The 21851-nt window shown below is 57.7% G+C and carries 20 protein-coding genes and 1 tRNA gene; 10 read left to right on the forward strand and 11 right to left on the reverse strand.

Features of this window, described 5'->3' with window-relative positions; translation table 11 throughout:
* Positions 1 to 56: 56 nt before the first annotated feature.
* Positions 57 to 1319: a saccharopine dehydrogenase family protein gene (locus IEW73_RS15290; RefSeq protein WP_188677301.1), complete on the forward strand. Its 1263-nt coding sequence runs from the start codon at positions 57 to 59 to the stop codon at positions 1317 to 1319.
* Here the strand turns inward: IEW73_RS15290 and IEW73_RS15295 are convergent.
* Positions 1294 to 2937 carry an FUSC family protein gene (locus IEW73_RS15295; RefSeq protein WP_188677311.1) on the reverse strand — a complete coding sequence of 548 codons (1644 nt, stop codon included), beginning with the start codon at positions 2935 to 2937 and terminating at the stop codon, positions 1294 to 1296. The two genes, IEW73_RS15290 and IEW73_RS15295, sit on opposite strands and share 26 nt — an antisense overlap.
* 130 nt (positions 2938 to 3067) lie before the next feature.
* Between IEW73_RS15295 and IEW73_RS15300 the strand changes: the two genes are divergently transcribed.
* From IEW73_RS15300 to IEW73_RS15325, 6 genes are all read left to right on the forward strand, one after another.
* The gene (locus tag IEW73_RS15300; RefSeq protein ID WP_188677678.1) at positions 3068 to 4333 is read left to right on the forward strand and encodes an aspartate kinase; all 1266 of its coding nucleotides are present in this window, start codon (positions 3068 to 3070) and stop codon (positions 4331 to 4333) included.
* Position 4334: 1 nt separating this feature from the next.
* On the forward strand, positions 4335 to 5381 hold the full coding sequence (locus IEW73_RS15305; protein WP_188677322.1) for an aspartate-semialdehyde dehydrogenase: 1047 nt from the start codon (positions 4335 to 4337) through the stop codon (positions 5379 to 5381).
* Between the two features lie 172 nt (positions 5382 to 5553).
* Positions 5554 to 6087, forward strand: a complete 534-nt coding sequence (locus IEW73_RS15310; protein ID WP_188677325.1) for a hypothetical protein — start codon at positions 5554 to 5556, stop codon at positions 6085 to 6087.
* 78 nt (positions 6088 to 6165) lie between these two features.
* Positions 6166 to 6615 carry a Fur family transcriptional regulator gene (locus IEW73_RS15315; protein ID WP_188677328.1) on the forward strand — a complete coding sequence of 150 codons (450 nt, stop codon included), beginning with the start codon at positions 6166 to 6168 and terminating at the stop codon, positions 6613 to 6615.
* A gap of 54 nt (positions 6616 to 6669) precedes the next feature.
* Positions 6670 to 8145, forward strand: coding sequence for a catalase (locus IEW73_RS15320; protein WP_188677329.1), 1476 nt, complete (start codon positions 6670 to 6672; stop codon positions 8143 to 8145).
* 43 nt (positions 8146 to 8188) lie between these two features.
* Positions 8189 to 8662, forward strand: coding sequence for a Dps family protein (locus IEW73_RS15325; protein WP_188677332.1), 474 nt, complete (start codon positions 8189 to 8191; stop codon positions 8660 to 8662).
* A gap of 58 nt (positions 8663 to 8720) precedes the next feature.
* On the opposite strand, the gene IEW73_RS15330 is transcribed toward IEW73_RS15325, so the two are convergent.
* From IEW73_RS15330 to IEW73_RS15350, 5 genes are all read right to left on the reverse strand, one after another.
* Positions 8721 to 9395: a potassium channel family protein gene (locus tag IEW73_RS15330; RefSeq protein WP_188677336.1), complete on the reverse strand. Its 675-nt coding sequence runs from the start codon at positions 9393 to 9395 to the stop codon at positions 8721 to 8723.
* Positions 9385 to 10809: a TrkH family potassium uptake protein gene (locus IEW73_RS15335; protein WP_307815997.1), complete on the reverse strand. Its 1425-nt coding sequence runs from the start codon at positions 10807 to 10809 to the stop codon at positions 9385 to 9387. The genes IEW73_RS15330 and IEW73_RS15335 overlap by 11 nt, the downstream gene beginning before the upstream one ends.
* Before the next feature lie 370 nt (positions 10810 to 11179).
* A tRNA-Pro gene (locus IEW73_RS15340) sits at positions 11180 to 11253 on the reverse strand.
* 43 nt (positions 11254 to 11296) lie between these two features.
* Positions 11297 to 12259 carry a metallophosphoesterase gene (locus tag IEW73_RS15345; protein WP_188677339.1) on the reverse strand — a complete coding sequence of 321 codons (963 nt, stop codon included), beginning with the start codon at positions 12257 to 12259 and terminating at the stop codon, positions 11297 to 11299.
* 83 nt (positions 12260 to 12342) lie between these two features.
* Positions 12343 to 14745, reverse strand: a complete 2403-nt coding sequence (locus IEW73_RS15350) for a transglycosylase domain-containing protein (protein WP_279345115.1) — start codon at positions 14743 to 14745, stop codon at positions 12343 to 12345.
* 622 nt (positions 14746 to 15367) lie between these two features.
* Here IEW73_RS15350 and IEW73_RS15355 point away from each other — a divergent pair.
* Positions 15368 to 15664: a WhiB family transcriptional regulator gene (locus IEW73_RS15355; RefSeq protein WP_188677684.1), complete on the forward strand. Its 297-nt coding sequence runs from the start codon at positions 15368 to 15370 to the stop codon at positions 15662 to 15664.
* A 97-nt stretch (positions 15665 to 15761) separates the two neighbouring features.
* On the opposite strand, the gene bagB is transcribed toward IEW73_RS15355, so the two are convergent.
* Positions 15762 to 16859 carry an ArsA family ATPase gene (gene bagB / locus IEW73_RS15360; protein WP_229676074.1) on the reverse strand — a complete coding sequence of 366 codons (1098 nt, stop codon included), beginning with the start codon at positions 16857 to 16859 and terminating at the stop codon, positions 15762 to 15764.
* Between the two features lie 56 nt (positions 16860 to 16915).
* Positions 16916 to 17917, reverse strand: a complete 1002-nt coding sequence (gene bagA, locus IEW73_RS15365; RefSeq protein ID WP_188677350.1) for an ATPase BagA — start codon at positions 17915 to 17917, stop codon at positions 16916 to 16918.
* 54 nt (positions 17918 to 17971) lie between these two features.
* On the opposite strand from bagA, the gene sp36 reads away from it, so the two are divergent.
* Positions 17972 to 18145, forward strand: coding sequence for a Sp36 family protein (gene sp36 / locus IEW73_RS15370; protein ID WP_188677353.1), 174 nt, complete (start codon positions 17972 to 17974; stop codon positions 18143 to 18145).
* A complete protein-coding gene (locus IEW73_RS15375; protein WP_188677357.1) occupies positions 18142 to 18603 on the forward strand; it encodes a RidA family protein in 462 nt (153 codons plus the stop codon). Before sp36 ends, IEW73_RS15375 begins: the two co-directional genes overlap by 4 nt.
* A gap of 87 nt (positions 18604 to 18690) precedes the next feature.
* Here IEW73_RS15375 and IEW73_RS15380 read toward each other — a convergent pair whose 3' ends face one another.
* The 3 genes from IEW73_RS15380 to IEW73_RS15390 are packed head-to-tail and all read right to left on the reverse strand — an operon-like array spanning position 18691 to position 21805.
* Positions 18691 to 19767, reverse strand: a complete 1077-nt coding sequence (locus IEW73_RS15380) for a phosphotransferase family protein (protein WP_229676056.1) — start codon at positions 19765 to 19767, stop codon at positions 18691 to 18693.
* Positions 19764 to 20510, reverse strand: coding sequence for an SDR family oxidoreductase (locus IEW73_RS15385; protein ID WP_188677360.1), 747 nt, complete (start codon positions 20508 to 20510; stop codon positions 19764 to 19766). Before IEW73_RS15385 ends, IEW73_RS15380 begins: the two co-directional genes overlap by 4 nt.
* Positions 20511 to 20551: 41 nt before the next feature.
* Positions 20552 to 21805 (reverse strand): acyl-CoA dehydrogenase family protein, encoded by a 1254-nt coding sequence (locus IEW73_RS15390; protein WP_188677363.1) that lies wholly within the window; start codon positions 21803 to 21805, stop codon positions 20552 to 20554.
* Positions 21806 to 21851: the final 46 nt, after the last annotated feature.

Raw genomic sequence — 21851 nt, forward strand, 5'->3', positions numbered from 1 at the left:
AGAAAACTCTGCGGTGTGGGTTTCGGGATTAGTCACCGCCGACTAGCGTTGCACCCATGGCTACCGGCGGTACATCAGAGCGTGAATTTGACTTGGTCCTTTACGGCGCGAGCGGTTTTGTTGGCCGTCTCACCGCCGCGCACGTCGCGAAACGCGCCCCTGATTTTGCGCGTATCGCAGTAGCGGGGAGGAACGCTGACAAACTGCAAGCCGTTCTCGACGAAATCGGCGGTGTTGCGCACACCTGGCCCATCATCGAAGCGGACGCGGGATCTCCGGAGAGTTTGCGGTCGCTGGCGGCACGGACCCGGGTGATCGTGACAACTGTTGGCCCCTACGCCCAGTACGGCTTACCTCTTGTTGAGGCGTGTGCCAAAGAAGGCACCGACTACGCGGACCTCACGGGTGAGCAACTGTTTGTGCATGACACCGTGGAAAAATTTCACGAACTTGCCATAGAAAACGGTGCTCGCATCGTCCATTCGTGCGGTTTCGATTCGGTTCCGTCCGACATCAACACTTACTTGCTCTACAAGCATGCCCTGGCCGATGACGCGGGTGAACTTAACGACACCACTTTGTATGTCAAGGCGGCAAAAGGTGGGTTGAGTGGAGGAACCGTCGCGTCGGGTCGCCGCCAAATGGAGCGCGAAGCGGAGGATCGTGAGCTCGCCCGTGTGACGAAAGACCCGTACACCCTCAGCACGGACCGTGCGCTCGAGCCAGATCTGGGAAAGCAATCTGACAACGGGTTCGGCCGTGCCTCAGAAATTGATCCGGATCTGACCGGCTGGACCGGCACATTCCTGATGGCTCCCTACAACACGCGCATCGTTCGTCGTACCAACGGGCTTCTCGGATGGGCGTACGGCAAGCAATTTCAGTACCGCGAAGTAATGGGTGTCGGTTCTGGAGTTGCCGCGCCCATCGTTGCTGGCGTGATGTCGGGTGTGCTGGGGGCGCTCTGGAAAGTTGGACCAACATTGTTCCGACGCGCACCCAAGAAGATCATTGACACCGTGCTGCCGCAGCCAGGCACAGGGCCGAGTGAGAAGTCGCGACTGACCGGCTTTTTCGTCATCGAAACGTACGCCACAACCTCATCCGGTGCTCGCTACAAGGCGACATTTAAGGCGCAGGGCGATCCTGGCTACGCGGCGACTGCAGTCATGCTGGGCGAATCAGGTTTGTGCCTCGCGTTTGATAGAGATGCGCTATCACCGCTGACCGGCGTGATTACGCCTGCCGCGGCGATGGGTGACGCACTGCCGAAACGTCTCCGGGACGCTGGGATTACGTTGACAACAACGCGGATCTAACATCACCTATCTCTTGCCGCATGTCCGCCACCTCTGACGGGGTGGCGGAGACCACGCGTGCCAGAACCTTGTAACCAAGCACGATGAGGCGGACATGGGTCGGCCATTGAGTACGCGCCCACGAGGGCACACTGCGTGCGGCGGCGTCTGCCGCAAGGGCTGCGCCAATCAAGTCGAATTGCGCATCTCGCCTTAACGACAGCAGCGTTTGTGCGTCACTGCTGTATGCATCGACCACTGCGGCAATACTGCTCAGGCACTGCAACTCGGCGTGGCGCTGCATACGGTGGTCCTCCCGCCACGACATCGTCCACAACGCGATAAGCGCAACGGACACCCCGATGGCTGTTTCCACTAGTCGATAGGCCGAGACCGTCAGGGCATCATGTCCTGGCTGCATTGATGTGCTTAATAGCAACGCAAGCGGGGTGATAAAGCTAGCCGCCACTGCGTAATTCCGCGGAACTGTCAGCTCGATGCCGAACAGCAATAGTCCAAGTACACACACCAACACCAGTCCGTGTGGTTCCCAGGCGTAGACCGCAATGAACAGAACAATTCCCACCGCTGTGCCAATGAAGCGTTGGATGCCACGGTACGACCCCGCAATGCGATCCGGTGCTCCGCCTAAGACCAGGACAGCCGCCACCATCGCCCATTCCGGGTGTTCAAGCCCGATTGATGCACCAATGGCCCCGGCCGCTGATGTGGAAATGAGCACGCGGAGCGCGGCCACCATGGGCTGCGCGCGGTAGTGGAATGCCCGTCGTAAACGAAACCGAACGGTCGGCCTACCTAGAGGAAACGTGGCTGGAGGCAGGACCTCGATTTCCGGTGCGGCATCGTTTGTCGGGTCGCGGGCGACCAAGGTGAGAAACCGTATGTGTGCGGCCCGCAAGGAATGCGCGAGGGTCGACGGCGAATCAATGCTCACCAATCCGGCGTCGCGCAGTGTTGCCCATCCGTGGTGGATGGCGGCGCCTGCCGTGTGCTTTGCCGTTCGGTGCCTCTCTGTAGGCGATGCACCGATGTTTGAAGCGAATGCGTCTACTGCTTTTTCTGCGGCCTCCACCGCCCTTCGAGCAGGGCCTAACGGATCAACAAGGATGGGCGTCATCGTGGCGATGAGCGCCCCGGCCACTCCGACGGCGACCCACATCGTCGCGACAGGCACGGATAGACCCGAGTAGGGGCTAAGTGCGCCCACGGACGCTGCGAGCACCACAAACACTGGTCCCGGCGCACCCCAGCGGAGGGAGTTCATGACATACGTCGTCGTTGCCGCGATCACTGCGATAAGAGGAATGATCGCGAAATATGACACTGAACTGATGTGACTCACTAGCATTGTCAGGGAAAAGGAAGCGACATTCGCACTACCTACAGCGAGGACGACGCGCCACCGAATTCGGTACGCACGATTCTCTCCATACAACACTGCGAGGGCGCCGATGCTGCACAACACGGCTTCCCGCGGATGCCCAAGCATGAGCGCAACGACCGCCGGCAATAGAAATGCTGAACTTGCGCGAATGGCGTTTGGCCATAGAGGCCCAGCAGGGGGGAATCCCAATAAGATTGAGCGGGCTGTAGGAGGTACCGGAAACTGATCGTTCACCTGCACATTCTGCACGTCGCAATCGTCCTTGTGGGGTGGGTTTGAGTGGCTCTAGTAGCGCATTGCGTCCTTTTTCTCGCTAGACTAACGAGCTGAATCCCAGAAAATTAGCGGAAGGGTGAGTATCAGCGTGGCGCTTGTCGTGCAAAAGTACGGAGGGTCCTCGGTGGAATCCGCCGAACGAATTAGGCGTGTAGCCGAGAGGATCGTCGAAACTAAGCGCCAGGGGCATGATGTCGTTGTCGTGGTCTCAGCGATGGGGGACACAACGGATGATTTGCTGAAGCTGGCGCACGCCGTTTCGCCTGCTCCGCACCCTCGAGAGATGGACATGCTGCTGACGTCCGGCGAGCGCATCTCGAACGCGCTTGTGGCGATGGCTATTCATTCCCTCGGTGCGGAGGCCCGGTCGTTTACCGGCTCGCAAGCGGGTGTGATTACAACTCAGTCGCATGGCAAAGCCAAGATTATTGACGTCACTCCTGGGCGCGTGCGAGCTGCGCTGGACGAGGGTTCCATTGTGCTCGTTGCTGGTTTCCAAGGTGTGAGCCAGGACAGCAAAGACGTCACCACATTGGGGCGCGGTGGGTCTGACACCACGGCTGTTGCACTTGCCGCAGCTTTGAACGCCGATGTTTGCGAAATTTACACCGATGTTGACGGCATCTTCAGCGCAGACCCGCGCATAGTTCCTGATGCTAAGAAACTCGACAAGATTTCGTTTGAAGAAATGCTGGAAATGGCAGCGGCGGGCGCAAAAGTTTTGATGCTGCGTTGCGTTGAATATGCGCGCCGATACAACACACCTATTCACGTTCGTTCATCGTATTCAAACAAGCCCGGAACGATTGTTTCCGGATCAATGGAGGACATCCCTGTGGAAGACGCCATCCTGACCGGTGTTGCGCATGACCGCAGCGAAGCCAAAATCACCGTCGTCGGAATCCCGGACGAACCTGGCTTTGCGGCACAGGTTTTCCGCGTTGTTGCCGATGCTGAAATAAACATTGACATGGTGCTTCAAAATGTGTCGAAGGTTGAGACGGGTAAGACTGATATTACGTTCACCCTTCCGCGCAGTGATGGCCCCCGTGCCGTGGAGGAATTGACGAAGCGTCAGGACAAAATTGGCTTCAGCCAGGTGCTATACGACGACCACATTGGCAAGCTGTCGCTCATCGGCGCTGGAATGCGTTCGCATCCCGGTGTGACTGCGACCTTCTGCGAAGCGCTTTCTGATGCTGGCGTGAACATCGAACTGATCTCGACGTCGGAGATCCGAATTTCGGTCCTCTGCCGCGACACTGAGCTTGATAAGGCCGTCGCTGCTATTCACTCAGCATTTGACTTGGGTGGAGAAGAGCAAGCGACGGTCTACGCAGGGACAGGTATTTGATATGGGTGTAACAGTTGCAGTTGTAGGAGCTACAGGCCAGGTAGGGCGTGTGATGCGCGCTTTGCTGGAGCAGCGTAACTTCCCTGCGGATAAGGTTCGATTCTTCGCTTCCGCTCGGTCGGCTGGCAAAACACTTCCGTTCCGCGGTGAAGACATTGTCATCGAAGACGTTGCCGCAGCGTCCGACGAAGACCTCGCGGGCATCGACATCGCACTGTTCTCCGCAGGTGGAACCTTGTCGAAGGAACAGGCCCCGCGGTTTGCTGCAGCAGGCGCAACAGTTGTCGACAATTCATCGGCGTGGCGCAAGGACCCTGAGGTTCCGCTCATTGTGAGCGAAGTGAACCCAGAGCAGGCAAAGAACCTGAAAAAGGGGATCATCGCAAACCCAAACTGCACCACTATGGCGGCGATGCCGATCCTGAAGGTGCTGCACGATGAAGCGGGCTTGCAGCGACTGATCATCTCCAGCTACCAGGCTGTGTCCGGTAGCGGTTTGGCCGGTGTCAATGAACTGCTGACTCAGCTCAAGGCAGTAATCGATGACGCCGACAACTTGGTGCACGATGGGTCTGCGGCGAACTTTCCTGAGCCGGACGTCTACGTGAAGCCAATCGCGTTCAACGCGCTGCCATTGGCGGGTTCGCTCGTCGACGACGGTAGTGGCGAGACTGACGAAGACCAGAAGCTTCGCAACGAGAGTCGACGGATTTTGGGTCTTCCCGACTTGTTGGTGTCTGGGACCTGCGTGCGTGTTCCGGTGTTGACCGGCCATTCGCTGTCGATCAATGCTGAGTTTGAGCGGCCACTGAGCGTGGAGCGTGCTCAGAAGTTGCTGACCGATGCGCCTGGTGTTGAGCTTGTTGATGTGCCAACGCCGCTAGACGCGGCTGGCAAAGATGCGTCGTTCGTTGGGCGTATTAGGCAGGATCCAGGTGTTCCTGAGGGGCGTGGGTTGGCGTTGTTTATTTCTAACGACAACTTGCGCAAGGGTGCCGCATTGAACACCATTCAAATCGCTGAGTGGCTTGTGGCGAACTCCGCGTAGCAGACCGTAACTCAACAGCCTCGCGTGATTGAAAAATCATGTGGGGCTGTTCTGTTTAGTTCCTCTGTGTTTGGTTCCTCAGCGAAACTTTTCTCAGCAACATTTTGGTATCAGATCGCCGCGCAACGGAGTGATTCTGTCCAAACCGTACAAACAGAATAGGCTGTGGATCGTGACTCGGAATTTTGAGGAAGTACCACCGCCACCCGCCCCGCCGAAGGTCCTGTGGAGTGCGTGGGTGTTGTGGCGAATTGCCGCGTTGCTGTTTTTGCCCGCGGCTGTGCAGATCTTGTGGAATTTGCGCGAGGTGCAAGACTCGCTTGCAGCCCAGATGGCCAGCGATCCTTCGACGGCAGGGCAGGGCTCGGAAAGCATCCTCCGCACGGCGCAGCTTGCTCCGTGGGGCGTGATGGTGGCGGGCACAATCCTGATGCTTTCTTTGCTGGTATGTGTCGTGATGATGCGTCGCATTGGTTCGAGGTCTGCGCGTTACGCGATTATCCCTTTGGCCTTGGTGTTCTTGATGGTCTCTCGTCTCGCGTACGAGTTGGGGCAAACTGATCTTGCAGCAACTTTCGGGGCTTTCGATCTACTGCCAGTAGCCCAGGTGGTAGCGATGATCGCTGGTTCGGTCTTGATGTTCCTACGTCCGAGTACCGAGTGGATGTATATGGCGCAAGAGTTCTGGGAGTTTGACCGGGGCTGATCGCGCACAACGCCGTTTTTGGGCAAACTTTACTATTCCTTTTCTTGACTCATTCCAGAAAAGGGGGATACTGGAGTTATGCCCACGGAGCACTCAATCCCCGACCCGCGTGCACTCTTGCGCGCAGTTGGGTTGCGAGTGACAGCCCCCCGTGTGGCTGTTCTCACCGCGCTGTCAACGGCGCCCCACAGCACAGCAGACAGTGTCGCAATTGAGGTGCGCAACCAACTCGGATCAGTGTCGACGCAAGCCGTATACGACGTCCTAAAGGCGTGCGTCACCGCCGGGCTAGTCCGCAAAATCGAGCCCGCTGGCCACTCGGCGCTGTATGAGACACGCACGGGAGACAACCACCACCACTTCGTGTGCCGCGACTGCGGAAAAGTTGTGGACGTGGATTGCGTCTCCGGTGCTGCTCCGTGTCTTGAACCGCACCACCTAGACGGGTTTGTCGTTGACGAAGCGGAAATTGTTTTTTGGGGACGGTGTGACGGATGCCCGCACACCCAGGGGCAGGAATCAAGTTGATCCGGAGCATTAGCCCGGAACATCCAGCGCACCCCATGTAGGAGGCCGCAAGAAATGACCACAGCCGATAAAGCCGTTCCCACCACCACCACAAACTCTGGCATCCCAGTAGGCAGCGACGAGCACTCGCTCACCGTCGGTCACCAGGGGCCCATCGTTCTTCATGATCACTACCTGATTGAGAAGATGGCCCAGTTCAACCGCGAGAGAGTACCGGAGCGAGTCGTACACGCCAAAGGCTCAGGCGCATTTGGCGAACTAGAAATCACCGAAGACGTCAGTGCTTACACCTGCGCAGACTTCCTGCAACCTGGAAAAAAGACCGAACTTCTCATCCGCTTCTCCACCGTTGCAGGCGAACAAGGCAGCCCCGACACATGGCGAGACCCGCGCGGATTCGCCCTAAAGTTTTACACCGAACAAGGAAATTACGACCTCGTCGGCAACAACACACCAGTGTTCTTCGTGCGAGACCCCATGAAGTTTCAAGACTTCATCCGGTCGCAAAAGCGTATGCCCGCCTCAGGATTGCGTGACCACAATATGCAATGGGATTTCTGGACCCTATCTCCCGAAACAGCACACCAGGTGGCATGGCTAATGGGGGACAGAGGAATTCCAAAAACCTACCGCCACATGGACGGATTCGGTTCACATACATACATGTGGATCAATGAGGCTGGCGAGCGGTTCTGGGTGAAGTACCACTTTAAGACCCAGCAAGGCATCGACTTCCTCACCCAAGCAGAAGCTGACGAACTAGCGGGAACCGCGCCCGACGCACACCGCAAAGATCTCTTCGAATCCATTGACCGAGGTGACTTCCCCAAATGGAACCTCGAAGTCCAGATCATGCCTTTCGAGGACGCCGAGAAGTACCGCTTCAACCCATTCGACCTCACCAAGGTCTGGTCTCAAAAGGACTACCCACGCAAACGCGTCGGTGTCATGACGCTCAACCGAAACCCCGAAAACTTTTTCGCCCAGATTGAACAGGCCGCATTCGAACCATCAAACGTGGTTCCGGGCATTGGTTTCTCTCCAGACAAGATGTTGCTCGGTCGCGTGTTCTCCTATGCCGACACACACCGCTACCGCATCGGTGTCAACTACGCACAGCTGCCAGTAAATGCACCGAAGGCGCCAGTCAACACATACAGCAAAGACGGCAACATGCGTTACGCCTACAACGCACCAGATGTCCCCGTATACGCGCCAAACTCAGTTGGCGGTCCCGCAGCAAATATCGCAGCCGCAGGTCCATACAACGGTTGGGACTCCGCTGGTGACATGGTGCGAGAAGCGTACGTCCAGCACCCCGAAGACAATGACTTCACACAAGCGCACACGCTCGTTCGTGAAGTTCTCGACGACGCTGCACGAGACCGCCTCGTCAACAACGTCATTGGGCACGTATCCGACGGTGTGACTAGCGAAGTGCTCGACAGGGTATTCGCCTACTGGAAGAACATCGACGAAGAAGTCGGCAAGCGTATCGAAGAAGGCATTCGCGCCTCGCAGCAGTCCTGATGCTGCTATATCCAAAGAGTCCACTAATTTAGGAGGAACGACAGTGTCGAATCCGATCACCAGCACTCTTACCGCTGATCAACAAAAGGCAACAGGGGATGCCCTTCAGGGAACCGTTGTCGATCTCATCGACCTCAGCTTGATCGCAAAGCAAGCGCACTGGAACGTCATTGGCAAAAACTTCCGCTCCGTTCACCTCGCGTTGGACGAACTCGTTACCGCAGCCCGCGATTTCACCGATGAGGCAGCAGAACGTGCCACCGCAATCGGTGTGAGCCCAGACGGGCGCGCATCCACCGTGTCTGCGCAGTCGGGAGCAAAAGGCATCGGCGAAGGTTGGACAAGCGACGAAGACATCATCAATGTTGTGGTGGAAAACCTAGCGGCCATCATCGAGCGCCTGCGCGCACGCATCGCTGCTACTGAAGACACTGACCCTGTGACCCAAGATCTGCTAATTGCGATCACTGCACGCCTTGAGCAGCTCCACTGGATGTGGCAGGCGCAAGTAGCCTGACGACCCTTGAACGCCCCGCTCCTTCCAGGGTGGGGCGTTTTCGTCGCTCCAGCATCCTTTACGTGATGTTGGCGAAGGCCTCTACCTGCCGAACCTTGCCGGCAACAAGCAAAATATCCCCACGCATCAACACCGTGTCCTGGGTGGCATACGTGAAGTTCTGCCCCGCCCGCTTCACCGCAACAACGGTAATTTCGTACTTGCGTCGCAGCTCACTGTTTTTGAGCGGGATGCCGATCGCTTCGACTGGGGCCAAGGTTTTAACCATGGCGTAGTTGTCGCCGAACTCGATGTAGTCCAGCATTCGGCCGGTGACGAGGTGGGCTACACGCTCACCCATGTCATGCTCCGGGATTACAACATGGTGGGCGCCAACCCTCTCGAGGATGCGCTGATGCTGCTTGGATGTGGCCTTAGCCCAGATCTGGGGCACTTGGAAATCCGCAAGCAACGACGTGGTCAGGATGCTCGATTCCAAATCTGTACCCACCGCCACCACGGCGTGTGGGAACTTATGCACACCGAGTTGCATCAACGAATCTCGATCGGTGGTGTCGGCGACGGCGGTGTGCGTTAGGTCCTCAGCGAGTCGCTGAACGATGCGAGAATCCGAGTCGACACCAAGTACTTGGGTGCCGCCCGCGACGAGTTCTCGCGCCAATGATCTACCAAAACGGCCCAAACCCAGCACAACTACTCGTGTGCTTGGTGGGCGGTCATTTTTACCCGACAATGGGACGCTCCTCCGGTAATTCGTATCTCCGCGGCCGTTCCTGCAACGCCAACGCGGAAGCCAAAATGATCGGCCCTATTCGACCTGCAAACATCAATACGCACAAAATTACTTGCGCTACTTCAGGGAGATCAGCGGTGATCCCCATAGACAGACCCACGGTGCAGAAAGCTGATATCACCTCGAACAGGACTGTTTCGAGCCGATGATCGGTGAGGCTCAGAATGATTACTGTTCCGGTCATCACGGCAGCTATCGACATCAATGCCACAGACAGAGCTTGTCGCTGAACGGATTCGGCGATTCGTCTGCCCATCACATGGACCGTTGGCTGACCACGAAGCTCAGCGAGAATCACGAAACCGAGCAAAGCGAACGTAGCGACTTTAATGCCGCCGGCTGTGCCCGCGCTACCACCACCGATGAACATCAATACGTTGGTGATCAACACAGTCGCTGAGTTCATGTCACCCGTCTCGATGGTATTAAACCCAACCGACCGGGGCGCCAAGCCCTGAAACGACCCAGCAAGCAACTTCTCCATCGTGCTGAGCGGACCCATAGTTGCTGGGTTGGCCCACTCGAACATCGTGACGGAAAAAATGCCCACTACAGCAAGAACCCCGTGCGTTAACACAGTGATCTTTGTGTGCACGGTCCAGTGCCGGGGCGATTGATCCACATTCGCATTCGACTCTCTGATTTGCTGCCGAATGTGTTTGGTCACTTCGAAGATGACAGGGAAGCCGATGGCTCCCAACGTGAACGCCACGATGACCGGCACCAGGATCAAAGGGTCGCCGACATACTCCATCATGCTGTCAGCTTGGAGCGCGAACCCGGCGCTGTTGAAGGCAGAAACAGCGTGGAAAACACCCCAGTACAGGGCCTCCCCAAAAGAATCGGCGTATACCGCCCAATAACGCAACGTCAGCACAGTCGCCGTGACTACCTCGATGATGATGCTCATCTTGATGACACCAACCACAACGCGGCGCATGTCGCCAAGACGGAGGCTTTTGGTCTCAGTTTGCGCGATGAGTTGCATCCGCAAACCCATCCGGCGTGCGACCAACAGACCGAGTAGCGACGCCACCGTCATGATGCCCAAGCCGCCCAATTGGATCAGCCCCAAAATCACGGCATGTCCAAACGAGGACCAATACGACCCCGTATCGACAACAACAAGGCCCGTAATGCACGCGGCGGAAGTGGCGGTGAAGAGCGCCTCAACAAATGTTGCACGATCGTTCAGGGTCGCGGCGGGGAGGGACAGCAAAGCGGTACCGATGAGAACTACGACGAGGTACCCCGCCACGATCATTCGTGCCGGGTACTTGATGAACGCATTGGCGAGGCGCGCTAGACGGGAGCGAACATCCGATGCTGCTTCGTCGGGGTCAGCGGCGCTCACAGCCGCCGCTCAGTCACAACGCAACTTACTGTCGGGTGCTGACAGCGGTATCGCCTATTCGTAGAGGCGTTCTCACAATGCCTTGTAAGCATGAGGAGAGACTACGCCTAGCGAAATGCGAGTGCAGGATAAGGGTCCACAACGTGATTGAAAGTTATGAACGATGCTGGCGCACATGCATCTCCGGGTGAAGGGACTCTAGCGTCTACCTGGTGATAGATCCTGCATTTCGACCGCCATGAGGGTCAAATGCAGGATCCTTTGCGGGCGACAGCGCTACCCGGGCGACGGCGCTACCCCAGCGACGGCACAGGCAGCAAGAAGCCCCCACCACCCCGAGGTAAATCGGGTAGGTGAGGGCTTCTTAATGTCGGGGTGGCGGGATTCGAACCCACGACCTCTTCGACCCGAACGAAGCGCGCTACCAAGCTGCGCCACACCCCGTGGTACTCACTGCACTGTTGAAGCGTTATGCAGCGAGCAGAGTCTAACGTACGGGGGCGTCGGATTGCGAAATCTGTTGGGCCGAGTCGGTTGCCCTTGTTGATGCCGCCGTGGGGACGAGGGTGAGCAGTGTGGCTTCGGGTCGGCAGAAGAATCGGGCCGGTGCGTACGGCGATGTTCCTATCCCGGCTGAGACGTGAAGTTTCATGTGGGCGCCCCATTGTGAGAGCCCTTTAACGCGGGAGCGGTCGATTCCACAGTTTGTCACGAGAGCCCCGGCGATCGGGAGGCATAGTTGTCCGCCGTGGGTGTGTCCGGCGAGGACGAGGTCGTAGCCGTCCTGCGCGAACCGGTCGAGTACTCGTGGTTCTGGCGAGTGTGTGAGCCCGATGCGGATATGCGCCCGTGGGTTTGGTGCCCCGGCGATGGTGTTGTAGCGGTCGCGGTTGATGTGGGGGTCGTCGACCCCTGCTACGACGATGTTGACGCCATTTACTTCGAGTTCCCGCTGGTTGTGTGTTGCGTCCAGCCATCCACGTTCTGTGAATGCTGCTCGCAGATCTTGCCAGGGCAGCGGATCACCGTAGGTGCGCTTGTGTCCCTTTTTGAAGTACTTGAATGGGTTTTTGGGGCGGGGGCCAAAGTAGTCGTTGCTTCCGAAAACGAATGCCCCGGGGCGCCCGAGTAGCCCGCTGAGTGCCTGGACGACGTTGGGCACTGCTCGCGGGTGGGAGAGGTTGTCGCCGGTGTTAATGATGAGGTCTGGTTCAAGCGTGGAAAGTTCATTGATCCAGGCTTGTTTGAGGTGCTGGCCCGGTGTCATGTGGAAGTCGCTGACATGGAGGATCCGCAGGGCTGGTGTGCCGGGCGGGAGGACTGGCACTGTGACATTGCGTAGCGCAAAGGCGTTGCGTTCGATGATGGTGGCGTACGCAAGGGCCATAGCCCCTGCGCCGACGATGCCGAGTGCGAACTGTGCAGCGGTGTGCCGGGTGTTGCGAGCCATCACCTCAGGATACGGCAGATTGACGGCTCTCTCGACGGCGGTTTCCCCGCGACTGCGCAGTATTGGTTAACTGCGCAGTCGTGTTAGTTGTCGTCGCCCTGGTTGGGGACGGGCACGGGTTCCGGTAGCCCTGGGATATCCACACTGTCAGGAAGTTCTGGGGGTTGACGGCGTTCTGGTGTGGTGGTGTTGGTGTCCGTTGTTGCGGGCGCGGACGGTTGCGGTCTGGTGACGCGCTGACTGCCGTCGCTGACATATAACGTGATTGTTGTGCCGGGTTGTGCGATTCCGGATGGGGTGTAGGACGTTACGACGCCGCGTGATTCTGCGCTTGATGTCCACACAGTCTCGTAGTCGTAGCCTGCTGATTCGAGGCGGCGTATAGCGCTGCTGGAGAACAGTCCGGTGACGTTGGGGACTTGTAGTCGCGGGTCGCCTTCGCGGAAGCGTCGGTCGGTGGCTTCGGCGGCACGAATTTCACCGAAGCGGTTGGCGACGGGCAGCACAGCTTGGAACCACGTTTGGGCGGGTTCGTTTCCGCCGAATAGGTTTCCTCGTCCGCATTGGCGGAGGTTGAAGGAGCAGATTGGGCTTGGGGTGGGGGAGTCGCCGTAGACGTAGGCAACTCCGGCAATCGTATTGGTGTACCCGAGGAATCCCGCTGAGAAGTTTGAGTTTGTGGTTCCGGTTTTGCCGGAGACGGGTGCTGTCCAGCCTGTTGCGTTTGCTGCGCGGGCAGCCGTTCCATTGGCGACGTGGTCTTCACCGAGGCCGCGGGAGAGCGCGGCAGCTAGGCCTGGGGAAACGACCTGCTCACAGGGTTCGGTGGCCAATTCGATTGGGTTTCCGAACCGGTCGATGATGGAGTCGACGGGTGAGGGTGGGCACCATGTTCCGCCGGAAGCAAGTGTGGCTGCGACGTTGGAAAGCTCAAGCGGGTTCACGGCTACTGGGCCAAGGGTGAATGATCCGAGGTTTTGGTCCTTGAACATGTCAGCGAGGCTTTGTTCGCTGTAGCCGGAGGTGTGCGGCTTTGTGTAGGAGCGTAGGCCCAGCTTGACGGCCATATCGACGGTGTTGCTGACGCCTACTTGCTGGATCATCTGGATGAATGTGGTGTTGGGTGACGTGGCGAGCGCTTGCGTAAGGCTCATCGACGCGGGGTACGAAGAGAAGTTTTCAACGCAGTAGTGGTTGGGCGGGCATCCTGGCGCTCCGCCGTCGCCAAGGCCGAAGGCGTTGTACCGAGACGGCACGTTGACTTGTGCGTTGATGCCCATTCCTTGTTCGAGTGCTGCTGCGACGGTGAAAATTTTGAAGATAGACCCTGCGCCGTGACCAACCATGGAGAAGGGCTGAGAACTGACGGTCTCGTTGTTTTCACCGTCGAGGCCGTATGTGCGACTTGATGTCATTGCAAGTACTCGGTGGGAGTCCTCGCCGGGCTGGATGAGGTTCAGAATGCTTGCAACGCCGGTTGCTTGCGGGCTGGCGTTGTTGGTGACGGCGCGTTTTGCGGAATCTTGCACGACGGGGTCGAGGGTGGTGCGAATTGTGTAGCCGCCGCGGCGAATTTGTTCGCGGCTTAGGCCTGCGTCGTCGAGGTACTCAAGGACGTAGTCGCAGAAGAAGCCGCGGTCACCGGCGGTGATGCATCCTTGGGAAATCGCGCGTGGTTCGGGTAGAACGCCAAGTGGCTCTTCCATCGCTGCGAGGAATTCTTCGCGACGTTCTGGGATGTTTTCGACCATGGTGCCCAGTACGACGTTGCGGCGTGCTTGCACCCTCTCCGGATTGGTGTACGGGTTGAGGGCGGAGCTGCTTTGAACGATGCCTGCAAGCATCGCGGCTTGCCCGGCGTTGAGGTCTGCGGCGTCTATCCCGAAGTAAGTTTGTGCGGCTTGCTGCACTCCGTATGCGCCGTTGCCGAAGGGCACGAGGTTGAGATACCGAGTGAGGATTTCTTCTTTGCTGAGGCGGCTATCTAGTTCGAGTGCCATGCGGATTTCGCGGATTTTGCGTGCTGGTGTGGTTTCGATAGCAGCGCGGCGTTCGGCGTCATTTTGGGCGAGAACTAGCAATTGGTAATTCTTGACGTACTGCTGGACAAGGGTGCTGGCGCCTTGTTCGACTTGCCCGGCGGTGGTGTTGGTAAGGGCAGCGCGAATGGTGCCTTGCCAGTCGACCCCGTCGTGGTCGGCGAAGCGTCGGTCTTCGACGGAAACGATGGCGAGTTTCATGTCATCGGAGATGCGATGGCTTGGTACCTCAGTGCGTCGCTGCTCGTAAATGTAGGCGATGGGGTCGCCCTCGACATCGACCATTGTGGTGATGGCGGGGACTTCGCCTTCAATGAGTTGCGCGGATGTATTTTCCACGGTTTGTGCAGCTTTGTTCGACGCGAGGCCGAATCCGCCTGCGACCGGGAAAAGCATTCCTGCAAGGAGTACGCCGCCCAGAATGCTGCAGCCGCCGAGTTTCGCCACTGTATTACCAATTGACACGTTTTCTAGAGTACTGATGTGCGGGGCTCCGGTGGTAATGGTTCCTGCGGCATTTCGGTCACACTCTGGAATTTTGCGTGGACTGCGCAAACCGGGCATTGCTCGTGTGTTGGTGAAATTTGTTGTTGTACAAATGAATCCGTGTAGAGATGCAGTTGTGTGCTGGTGCGGTTAACGTCAGTGCATAGGTTGGGGACCAGGCTCGTGGATTGGTGCTGGTAAGCCTCAGTGCGGTCACCTTCTTGTCTCGGAAGCAAATCCGAGGTTGCATTTAGCGCAGTTAGTACCTAAGTTTGTTGCCAGTGTGATTCACATAACACTAAATAGCCACGTGTGATGCACCGATCACGTGTTGGTTTTTGACAGGGCTGGCGTTTGCCGATCCCAACAGGATTGGAAGCGCTTGCGGGGGATGCACGACCGAAGGAAGTGGCAGCACCACATGATCGTGACCACATATTCGGGCGAGGCAAAAATAAAACCGCAGGGGGCCGGAAGTAGGGAGTCAGCTAAGGTGATGAATCATTCGGGACCTGAAGCCTCCAGGACATTGACGAAGCGGCCAGCTATACGTCGCGGTGGTGGTCTCCCGATTACCGCCACAATGTCAACAGAAGAGGCAGAGGCACGCATTGCGTGGGTATCCCAAGCTCGGTGCCGTGGAGTCGATCCCGACGTTTTGTTCGTCCGAGGTGCAGCACAGCGTAAAGCTGCAACAATCTGTCGACACTGCCCCGTTGTGCTTGAGTGCGGCGCAGATGCTCTCGACAACCGCGTCGAATTCGGCGTATGGGGCGGAATGACGGAACGCCAACGGCGCGCACTACTTAAGCAACACCCAGAAGTGGAATCTTGGGCAGAATTTTTTGCCTCGCAGCGAACTCAGCAATCCGCAGGATAAGCGAAATATAGGCAAGCGATCTATACAAAGCCCAGCCGACCGAGAGGGGAAGCTCAGTCTGGCTGGGTTTTACGGTTTCCAGGATCAGCGATTGTTGTTACTGCTTTTTCCACAGGGCAGAGATAGCGCGCAATGCGGCTAGATCTGATACCTCAAACGGCAATGACCGCAGCTTCACAATAGGTACCCGAGGGTTAGCGTGCGTGAACCGCGACAGAAGTCGTTGCTCACGCTTATCTGTTACTGCCCGATCAACATGTATGTTCAACACCGCGCGAGCAAGGACATCTTCCTGCTCATCTCCGGTAAGTTCTTCTGCCGCTAAGCGTGCTCGGTCAGTACTGATATCAACCAAGCTCGGATGCGTTCGGTTCAATACCAGCCCCGCTAGTGGCATCTCCTCCGCGGTAAGTCGATTCACGAAGAATGAAGCCTCCCGCAAGGGGTCTGGCTCTGCAGCGGCGATTACCAAAAACTGTGTTCCCGGCGCGCGCAGCAGGTCGTAGGTGCGGTTTGCGCGTTCCCGAAACCCGCCAAACAATGAATCCAGCGAGCGGACGAAGTTGGAAGCATCCGACAGCATCTCTGACCCAACGATCGTCGATACACCCTTCATAGCCAGCCCGATTGCTCCGGTGACGATCCGGCCCAGCCCACGGCCGGGAGCCATGAACAGGCGGATCATGCGCCCGTCAAGGAAGGTGCCCAAGCGCTGAGGCGCGTCAAGAAAATCTAACGCGTTTCGCGACGGGGGAGTGTCGACAACGATCAGTTCCCACTGCTTCTGGTGGACAAGTTGACCGAGCTTCTCCATCGCCATGTATTCCTGCGTGCCAGAGAAGGACGACGCCACAGTTTGGTAGAACGGATTAGCCAAAACGGCGGCAGCCCGTTCTGGCGAAGTGTGCTCCTGCACCATCTCATCGAACGTGCGCCGCATGTCCAGCATCATTGCGTGCAGCTCGCCGGTTACACCCTCAAGTTCGACCCGTTGGGGGACGTTGTCGAGTGCGTCGAGGCCCAAGGCCTGGGCTAGCCGACGTGCCGGATCAATTGTCAGCACCACGACCTTGCGCCCCATGTCCGCAGCACGCAACGCAAGAGCGGCAGCGGTGGTCGTCTTGCCCACACCGCCCGCGCCACAACACACCACGACCCGTGTCGATGAGTCGGCCAGGAACCTATCAATATTCAAGAACGGGGATACACCCTTGGTTGACGTCGGATCCGCGCTGTTGTCAGTTGCTGTGGTCACCGAACACCCTGTTTCGTCAGGACTTCCGCAAGTTCGTACAAACCGCCGAGGTCAACGCCATCGGTGATGGTAGGCAGCACGATTTGGGGAATGTCGATTTCTTCAAGCTCTTGGGCACTGTCTTGTTGTGCACGAGTGCGAATGGCGTACTCGGTCGCTTGGGTGAGAAGACCGCTGAGCTCTTCGTCGCTTACCTTGAGGCCGGCCTTAGTGAGGCCAGCGCGGATGGCACCCTCATCTAGTTGTTCGCTCGTTGCCGCAGAGAGAGCCTCGTCAGTCAAATATTCAGAGTTGCTGCGGTTAACAATGATGGACCCCACTCGCAGGTCCTTCTCCGTGAGTTCCTTCACCGCATCGATTGTTTCCTGAACTGGCAATGACTCAAGCAGCGTCACGAGGTGAATGATTGTCTCGTCCGAGTGCAGAAGTTTGACAACACCGTCGCTCTGGCTGCGGATTGGCCCGGACTTGGCAAGATCCGACATAGCCTTCGTGACGTCAAGAAATGTGCCGATACGCCCAGTTGGTGGCGCGTCGACAACGATCGCGTCGTAGACGGGGCGCCCCGATTTATCGCGCCGAATCACACATTCCTTGATCTTTCCCGTCAGCAGGACGTCCCGCAGGCCGGGCGCGAGTGTTGTCGCGAACTCAATCGCACCGACTTTTCGCATCGCTTTGCCCGCGAGCCCAAGACTGTAAAACATGTCTAGGTACTCCAGGAAAGCCGCTTCGATATCGACCGCGAGAGCTTTTACCTCTCCACCGTCGTCGGCGACAGCGACTTTGGTTTCTTCGTAGGGCAGCGGCGGGATGTCGAAGAGCTGCGCAATGCCCTGTCTGCCTTCCAATTCGGCGAGGAGTACACGGCGGCCACCTGCAGCGAGAGCGAGTGCAATTGCGGCCGCAACTGTTGACTTTCCTGTGCCGCCTTTGCCGCTGACAAAGTGCAGGCGAGCCTTGGCAGCCTTCTGGGACCACGAGTCGGGGGTAGACACGTTTACGAGCTTATAAGCTGCACGCTGTTGTGTCGCCCGACTAGGGTGGTTTTCATGAGTGAGATCACCCGCTGGGAGTACGTGACCATCCCGCTGCTAACGCATGCAACCAAAGCAATCCTCGACAACTGGGGTCGAGACGGATGGGAACTGGTGTCGGTATTGCAGGGACCAACCGGTGAACAGCATGTGGCATACATGAAGCGGCCAATAGGAGAGTCGGCATGACCACGCACAGTGAGCGGCTTAAACAACTGGGATTGTCGCTTCCTCCGGTTGTACCTCCGGTGGCCGCGTATGTTCCTGCTGTGCAAGCCGGAGAGTTTGTCTACACATCTGGCCAGTTGCCACTTGTTGCCGGTGAACTGAGCAATGCAGGAAAAGTCGGCGCTGAGGTATCCCCTGAACAAGCGACTGAGATGGCTCGAGTGTGCGGATTGAACGCCCTCGCGGCAATCGATGCCCTTGTCGGTATTGACAGTGTGGTTCGGGTAGTGAAGGTCGTTGGGTTTGTTGCCTCGGCGGCAGGCTTCAACGGACAACCGCAGGTCATCAACGGAGCTTCTGAACTGTTCGGCGACGTCTTCGGTGAGGCGGGCAAACACGCTCGGTCGGCCGTTGGTGTAGCCGAACTTCCGCTCAATGCAGCGGTAGAAGTAGAAGTTATCGTCCAGGTCAAGGCCTGAAACACAACAGAGCTCGGCGGGCGCGGTGTGTAAAAGCGCTGCGTCGGCCGAGCCATACTTGAACACACTGAGTGCTCCAGAGAGCCCTTAGGTCGTCGAGTCAATGATGGATGAGCAGCGCCACTCGAGGTACCCGACGAACATCCAAAAGTCGGCATACAGTGGGTTGCTTGAGTTCCCGTCGCAATATCGGCGGTAGAGCTGCTGCACGATCACTGCGAGTCGGAACAATCCGTAGACCTCGTAAAATGCCCAATTTTGAATGTTCAGCCCGGTGGCTTGTGCGTAGTATTCGACCACTTCGTTGCGGGTGAGCATTCCGGGTAGGTGCGTTGGTTGGCGTCGGGTTTGTTGCATGACGTCGTCATCGTCGGCTTGAACCCAGTAGGCGAGAGTGGCCCCGAGCTCCATGAGTGGGTCGCCCAACGTGGCCATTTCCCAGTCAAGAATCCCGATGACTTTCAACGATTCGGTGCTGTTGCTGCCGGTGTTGGCAAAAACAACATTGTCGAAGCGAAAGTCGTTGTGAATTAGGCACGTGCGCACGTCATCGGGGCGGTGCTGATCAAGCCACTGCATCACTGACTCGAATGTGGGCACATTTTCGGTGTGTGCTCGACGGTAACGGTCAGACCAACCTCGGATTTGGCGCTCAACGTACCCGTGGCCCTTGCCAAGGTGCTGGAGCCCAGCTGAGCTGGTATCGACGTTGTGAAGTTCAACAAGCCTGTCTAGGACGCTGAGGCAGAGCTTCCGCGTCGCAGCGGGGGTCAAGTCAAGGCCCTTGGGTAGGTTGCGGCGCAAGATGATGCCGTTGAGCCGCTGCATGACGTAGAACTCTGTGCCGATGACGTCGGTGTCCGCGCACAAGGCCACCATCTGCGGAACGTAGTGGAAGTGTGGTTTGAGGGCTTTTTGGACTTCGTATTCTCTGCCCATATCGTGTGCGGAAGCTGCTCGGTGTCCAGCTGGTGGTCGGCGTAGGACGAACTCACGATCTGGGTATTTCACTAAGTACGTTAGGTTCGAGGCGCCACCAGGAAACTGCGTCACCTCCGGGATGCTGACGAGGCCAGAAACATGGCCCTGCAGCCATTCGTGCATGCGGCTGACGTCGAACGCATCATCCTCACGCAGTGCACCTGCCTCGTCGTTGATGCTCAACTGAGTTTCCGTACGATTGGTAGGGGCGCGAAGCGCATCACCTGTGCGAGAACTGTCCACGGCCACCCGGGGATATACGCTTTGCCTGGTTCGCGTTCGATTGCTTTGACCAGAGCTTTTGCGCCTTTGTCTGCGCTCGTCATCAGCGGCGTTTTGGGTGCTTGGGCGGTCATTTCTGATTCGATGTAGCCCGGCAGCAGCGCTGTCACTTTGATGTGGGACCCGAGGTGTTGCATGCGAATTCCCTCGGCCAATGATGCGGCGGCAGATTTGGATGCTGCGTATGCGGTGACGTTCCCCCGCATACCGCGCACTGCGCTGACAGACGACACGATGACGAGGTGGCCCTGCTTTTGCTCACGAAAAATTTCGAGGGCCGCCTCGCATTGCGCGAGTAGGCCAATCACATTCGTTTCCATGGTTTGCTTGTTCGCAGCGAATGCCCCGGTACCGATCGGTTGACCCTTACCCAAACCGGCATTGGCGATCACGCGGTCGAGGCTTCCGAGTTCGTCGCGGCATTCGTGAAAGACACGGAAGACGCTGTCGTGATCGTTGACGTCGAGTTCTTTAACGACGACAGTGATGCCGGGGTTGGTGCTGCGCAACTCGGATGCGAGCGCCTCAAGGCGTTCGGTGCGACGCGCACACAAAGCCAGGTTGCGGTCTTTTGCGGCAAACTGACGCGCCATGCCTTCGCCCAATCCCGAGCTTGCACCAGTGATGAGGATGTTTGTGCGCATAAATGTCACCTTACTTAGGGGCCTGGTTATTGTTGAGGGGCTCAGGTTGCATCGTGGTGTTGTGGTTCTTGACTGTGCCGGTGTTTGGCTAGTTCGATTCGGGATACGACACCGAGATGAACTTCGTCCGGTCCATCTGCGAGTCGCAGAGATCTGGCTGCGGTGTATGCCTCAGCTAGTGGAAGGTCATCGGTGAGCCCACCGGCGCCATGGAGTTGGATTGCCATGTCGACGACGTTTTGCGCCATTCGTGGAACTGAGGCTTTGATTTGCGACAACTCTGACAATGCGCCGCTTGCGCCATGGTTGTCGAGCAGCCATGCGGTATGGAGTACGTGCAACCGGGCCTGGTTGATGGCGATGCGTGCTTCTGCGATGCGTTCGCGATTGCCGCCAAGGTTGGCAAGTGGTTTGCCGAAAGCCGTTCGGGTGGTGCTGCGTTCGAGTGCTAGGGACAGGGCTCGTTCCGCTAGCCCGATGAGTCGCATGCAGTGGTGGATTCGTCCGGGGCCGAGTCGGCCTTGTGCAATTTCGAAGCCTCTGCCGGGCCCTGCGATGATGTTGGCTGCGGGCACTCGCACATTCTGGAAGTGCACTTCGCCGTGACCGTAGGGTGCGTCGTGCATGCCGAATACGCTGAGCATGCGCTTTACGTCCATGCCGGGGGTGTGCATGGGAACGAGGACCATCGAATGCCGCCGATGCCGGTCAGCTTCAGGATCGGTGAGTGCCATGACGATTACGAATGCGCAGTTGGGGTGCCCAATTCCGGTGGAAAACCACTTCTGGCCGTTGATGACTACGTCGTCACCGTCGAGGACTGCTGTGGCGGTCATGTTGGTGGCGTCGGAGGATGCGACATCCGGTTCGGTCATGCAAAACGCGGATCGAATGTTTCCCTGGAGGAGGGGTTCGAGCCACCGTTGCTTTTGCGTCGCACTGCCGTAGTGGAGGAGGACTTCAGCGTTTCCGGTGTCCGGTGCGTTGCAGTTGAAGATTTCTGGTGCGAGGGCGTACTGGCCCATGAGTTCAGCGCAGGGCGCGTAGTCAACATTGTTGAGCCCTGGGCCTTGACCGGTTGCTTCGGCGAAGGGTGAAGGTAGGAAAAGGTTCCACAGGCCGCTGTCGCGTGCCTTCTGTTTCAGCGCCTCGACGACCGGGGGCACTGTCCATTGTTCAGGGGGAAGTTGTTTCTGTTTGGCGTAAACCTGCTCAACGGGTGCTATTTCGGCAGCGATAAACTCTGCTACCCGGTTACGGTATTCAAGGGCCCGTGCGGACGGTGCGAAGTCCATGTTGTGATCCTACCCACTTATAGAGCATTGCTTAATAACTTATGAA

It is taken from the genome of Hoyosella rhizosphaerae (assembly GCF_014643175.1).
Lineage (GTDB): Bacteria > Actinomycetota > Actinomycetes > Mycobacteriales > Mycobacteriaceae > Lolliginicoccus > Lolliginicoccus rhizosphaerae.

Bases quoted from the DNA above. Each gene is read 5' to 3' on its own strand.
- IEW73_RS15290 (WP_188677301.1), top strand. From the start codon at position 57: ATGGCTACCGGCGGTACATCAGAGCGTGAATTTGACTTGGTCCTTTAC.
- IEW73_RS15305 (WP_188677322.1), top strand. From the start codon at position 4,335: ATGGGTGTAACAGTTGCAGTTGTAGGAGCTACAGGCCAGGTAGGGCGT.
- IEW73_RS15315 (WP_188677328.1), top strand. From the start codon at position 6,166: ATGCCCACGGAGCACTCAATCCCCGACCCGCGTGCACTCTTGCGCGCA.
- IEW73_RS15320 (WP_188677329.1), top strand. From the start codon at position 6,670: ATGACCACAGCCGATAAAGCCGTTCCCACCACCACCACAAACTCTGGC.
- IEW73_RS15345 (WP_188677339.1), bottom strand. From the start codon at position 12,259: ATGGCTCGCAACACCCGGCACACCGCTGCACAGTTCGCACTCGGCATC.
- IEW73_RS15355 (WP_188677684.1), top strand. From the start codon at position 15,368: ATGTCAACAGAAGAGGCAGAGGCACGCATTGCGTGGGTATCCCAAGCT.
- sp36 (WP_188677353.1), top strand. From the start codon at position 17,972: ATGAGTGAGATCACCCGCTGGGAGTACGTGACCATCCCGCTGCTAACG.
- IEW73_RS15375 (WP_188677357.1), top strand. From the start codon at position 18,142: ATGACCACGCACAGTGAGCGGCTTAAACAACTGGGATTGTCGCTTCCT.
- IEW73_RS15385 (WP_188677360.1), bottom strand. From the start codon at position 20,510: ATGCGCACAAACATCCTCATCACTGGTGCAAGCTCGGGATTGGGCGAA.
- IEW73_RS15390 (WP_188677363.1), bottom strand. From the start codon at position 21,805: ATGGACTTCGCACCGTCCGCACGGGCCCTTGAATACCGTAACCGGGTA.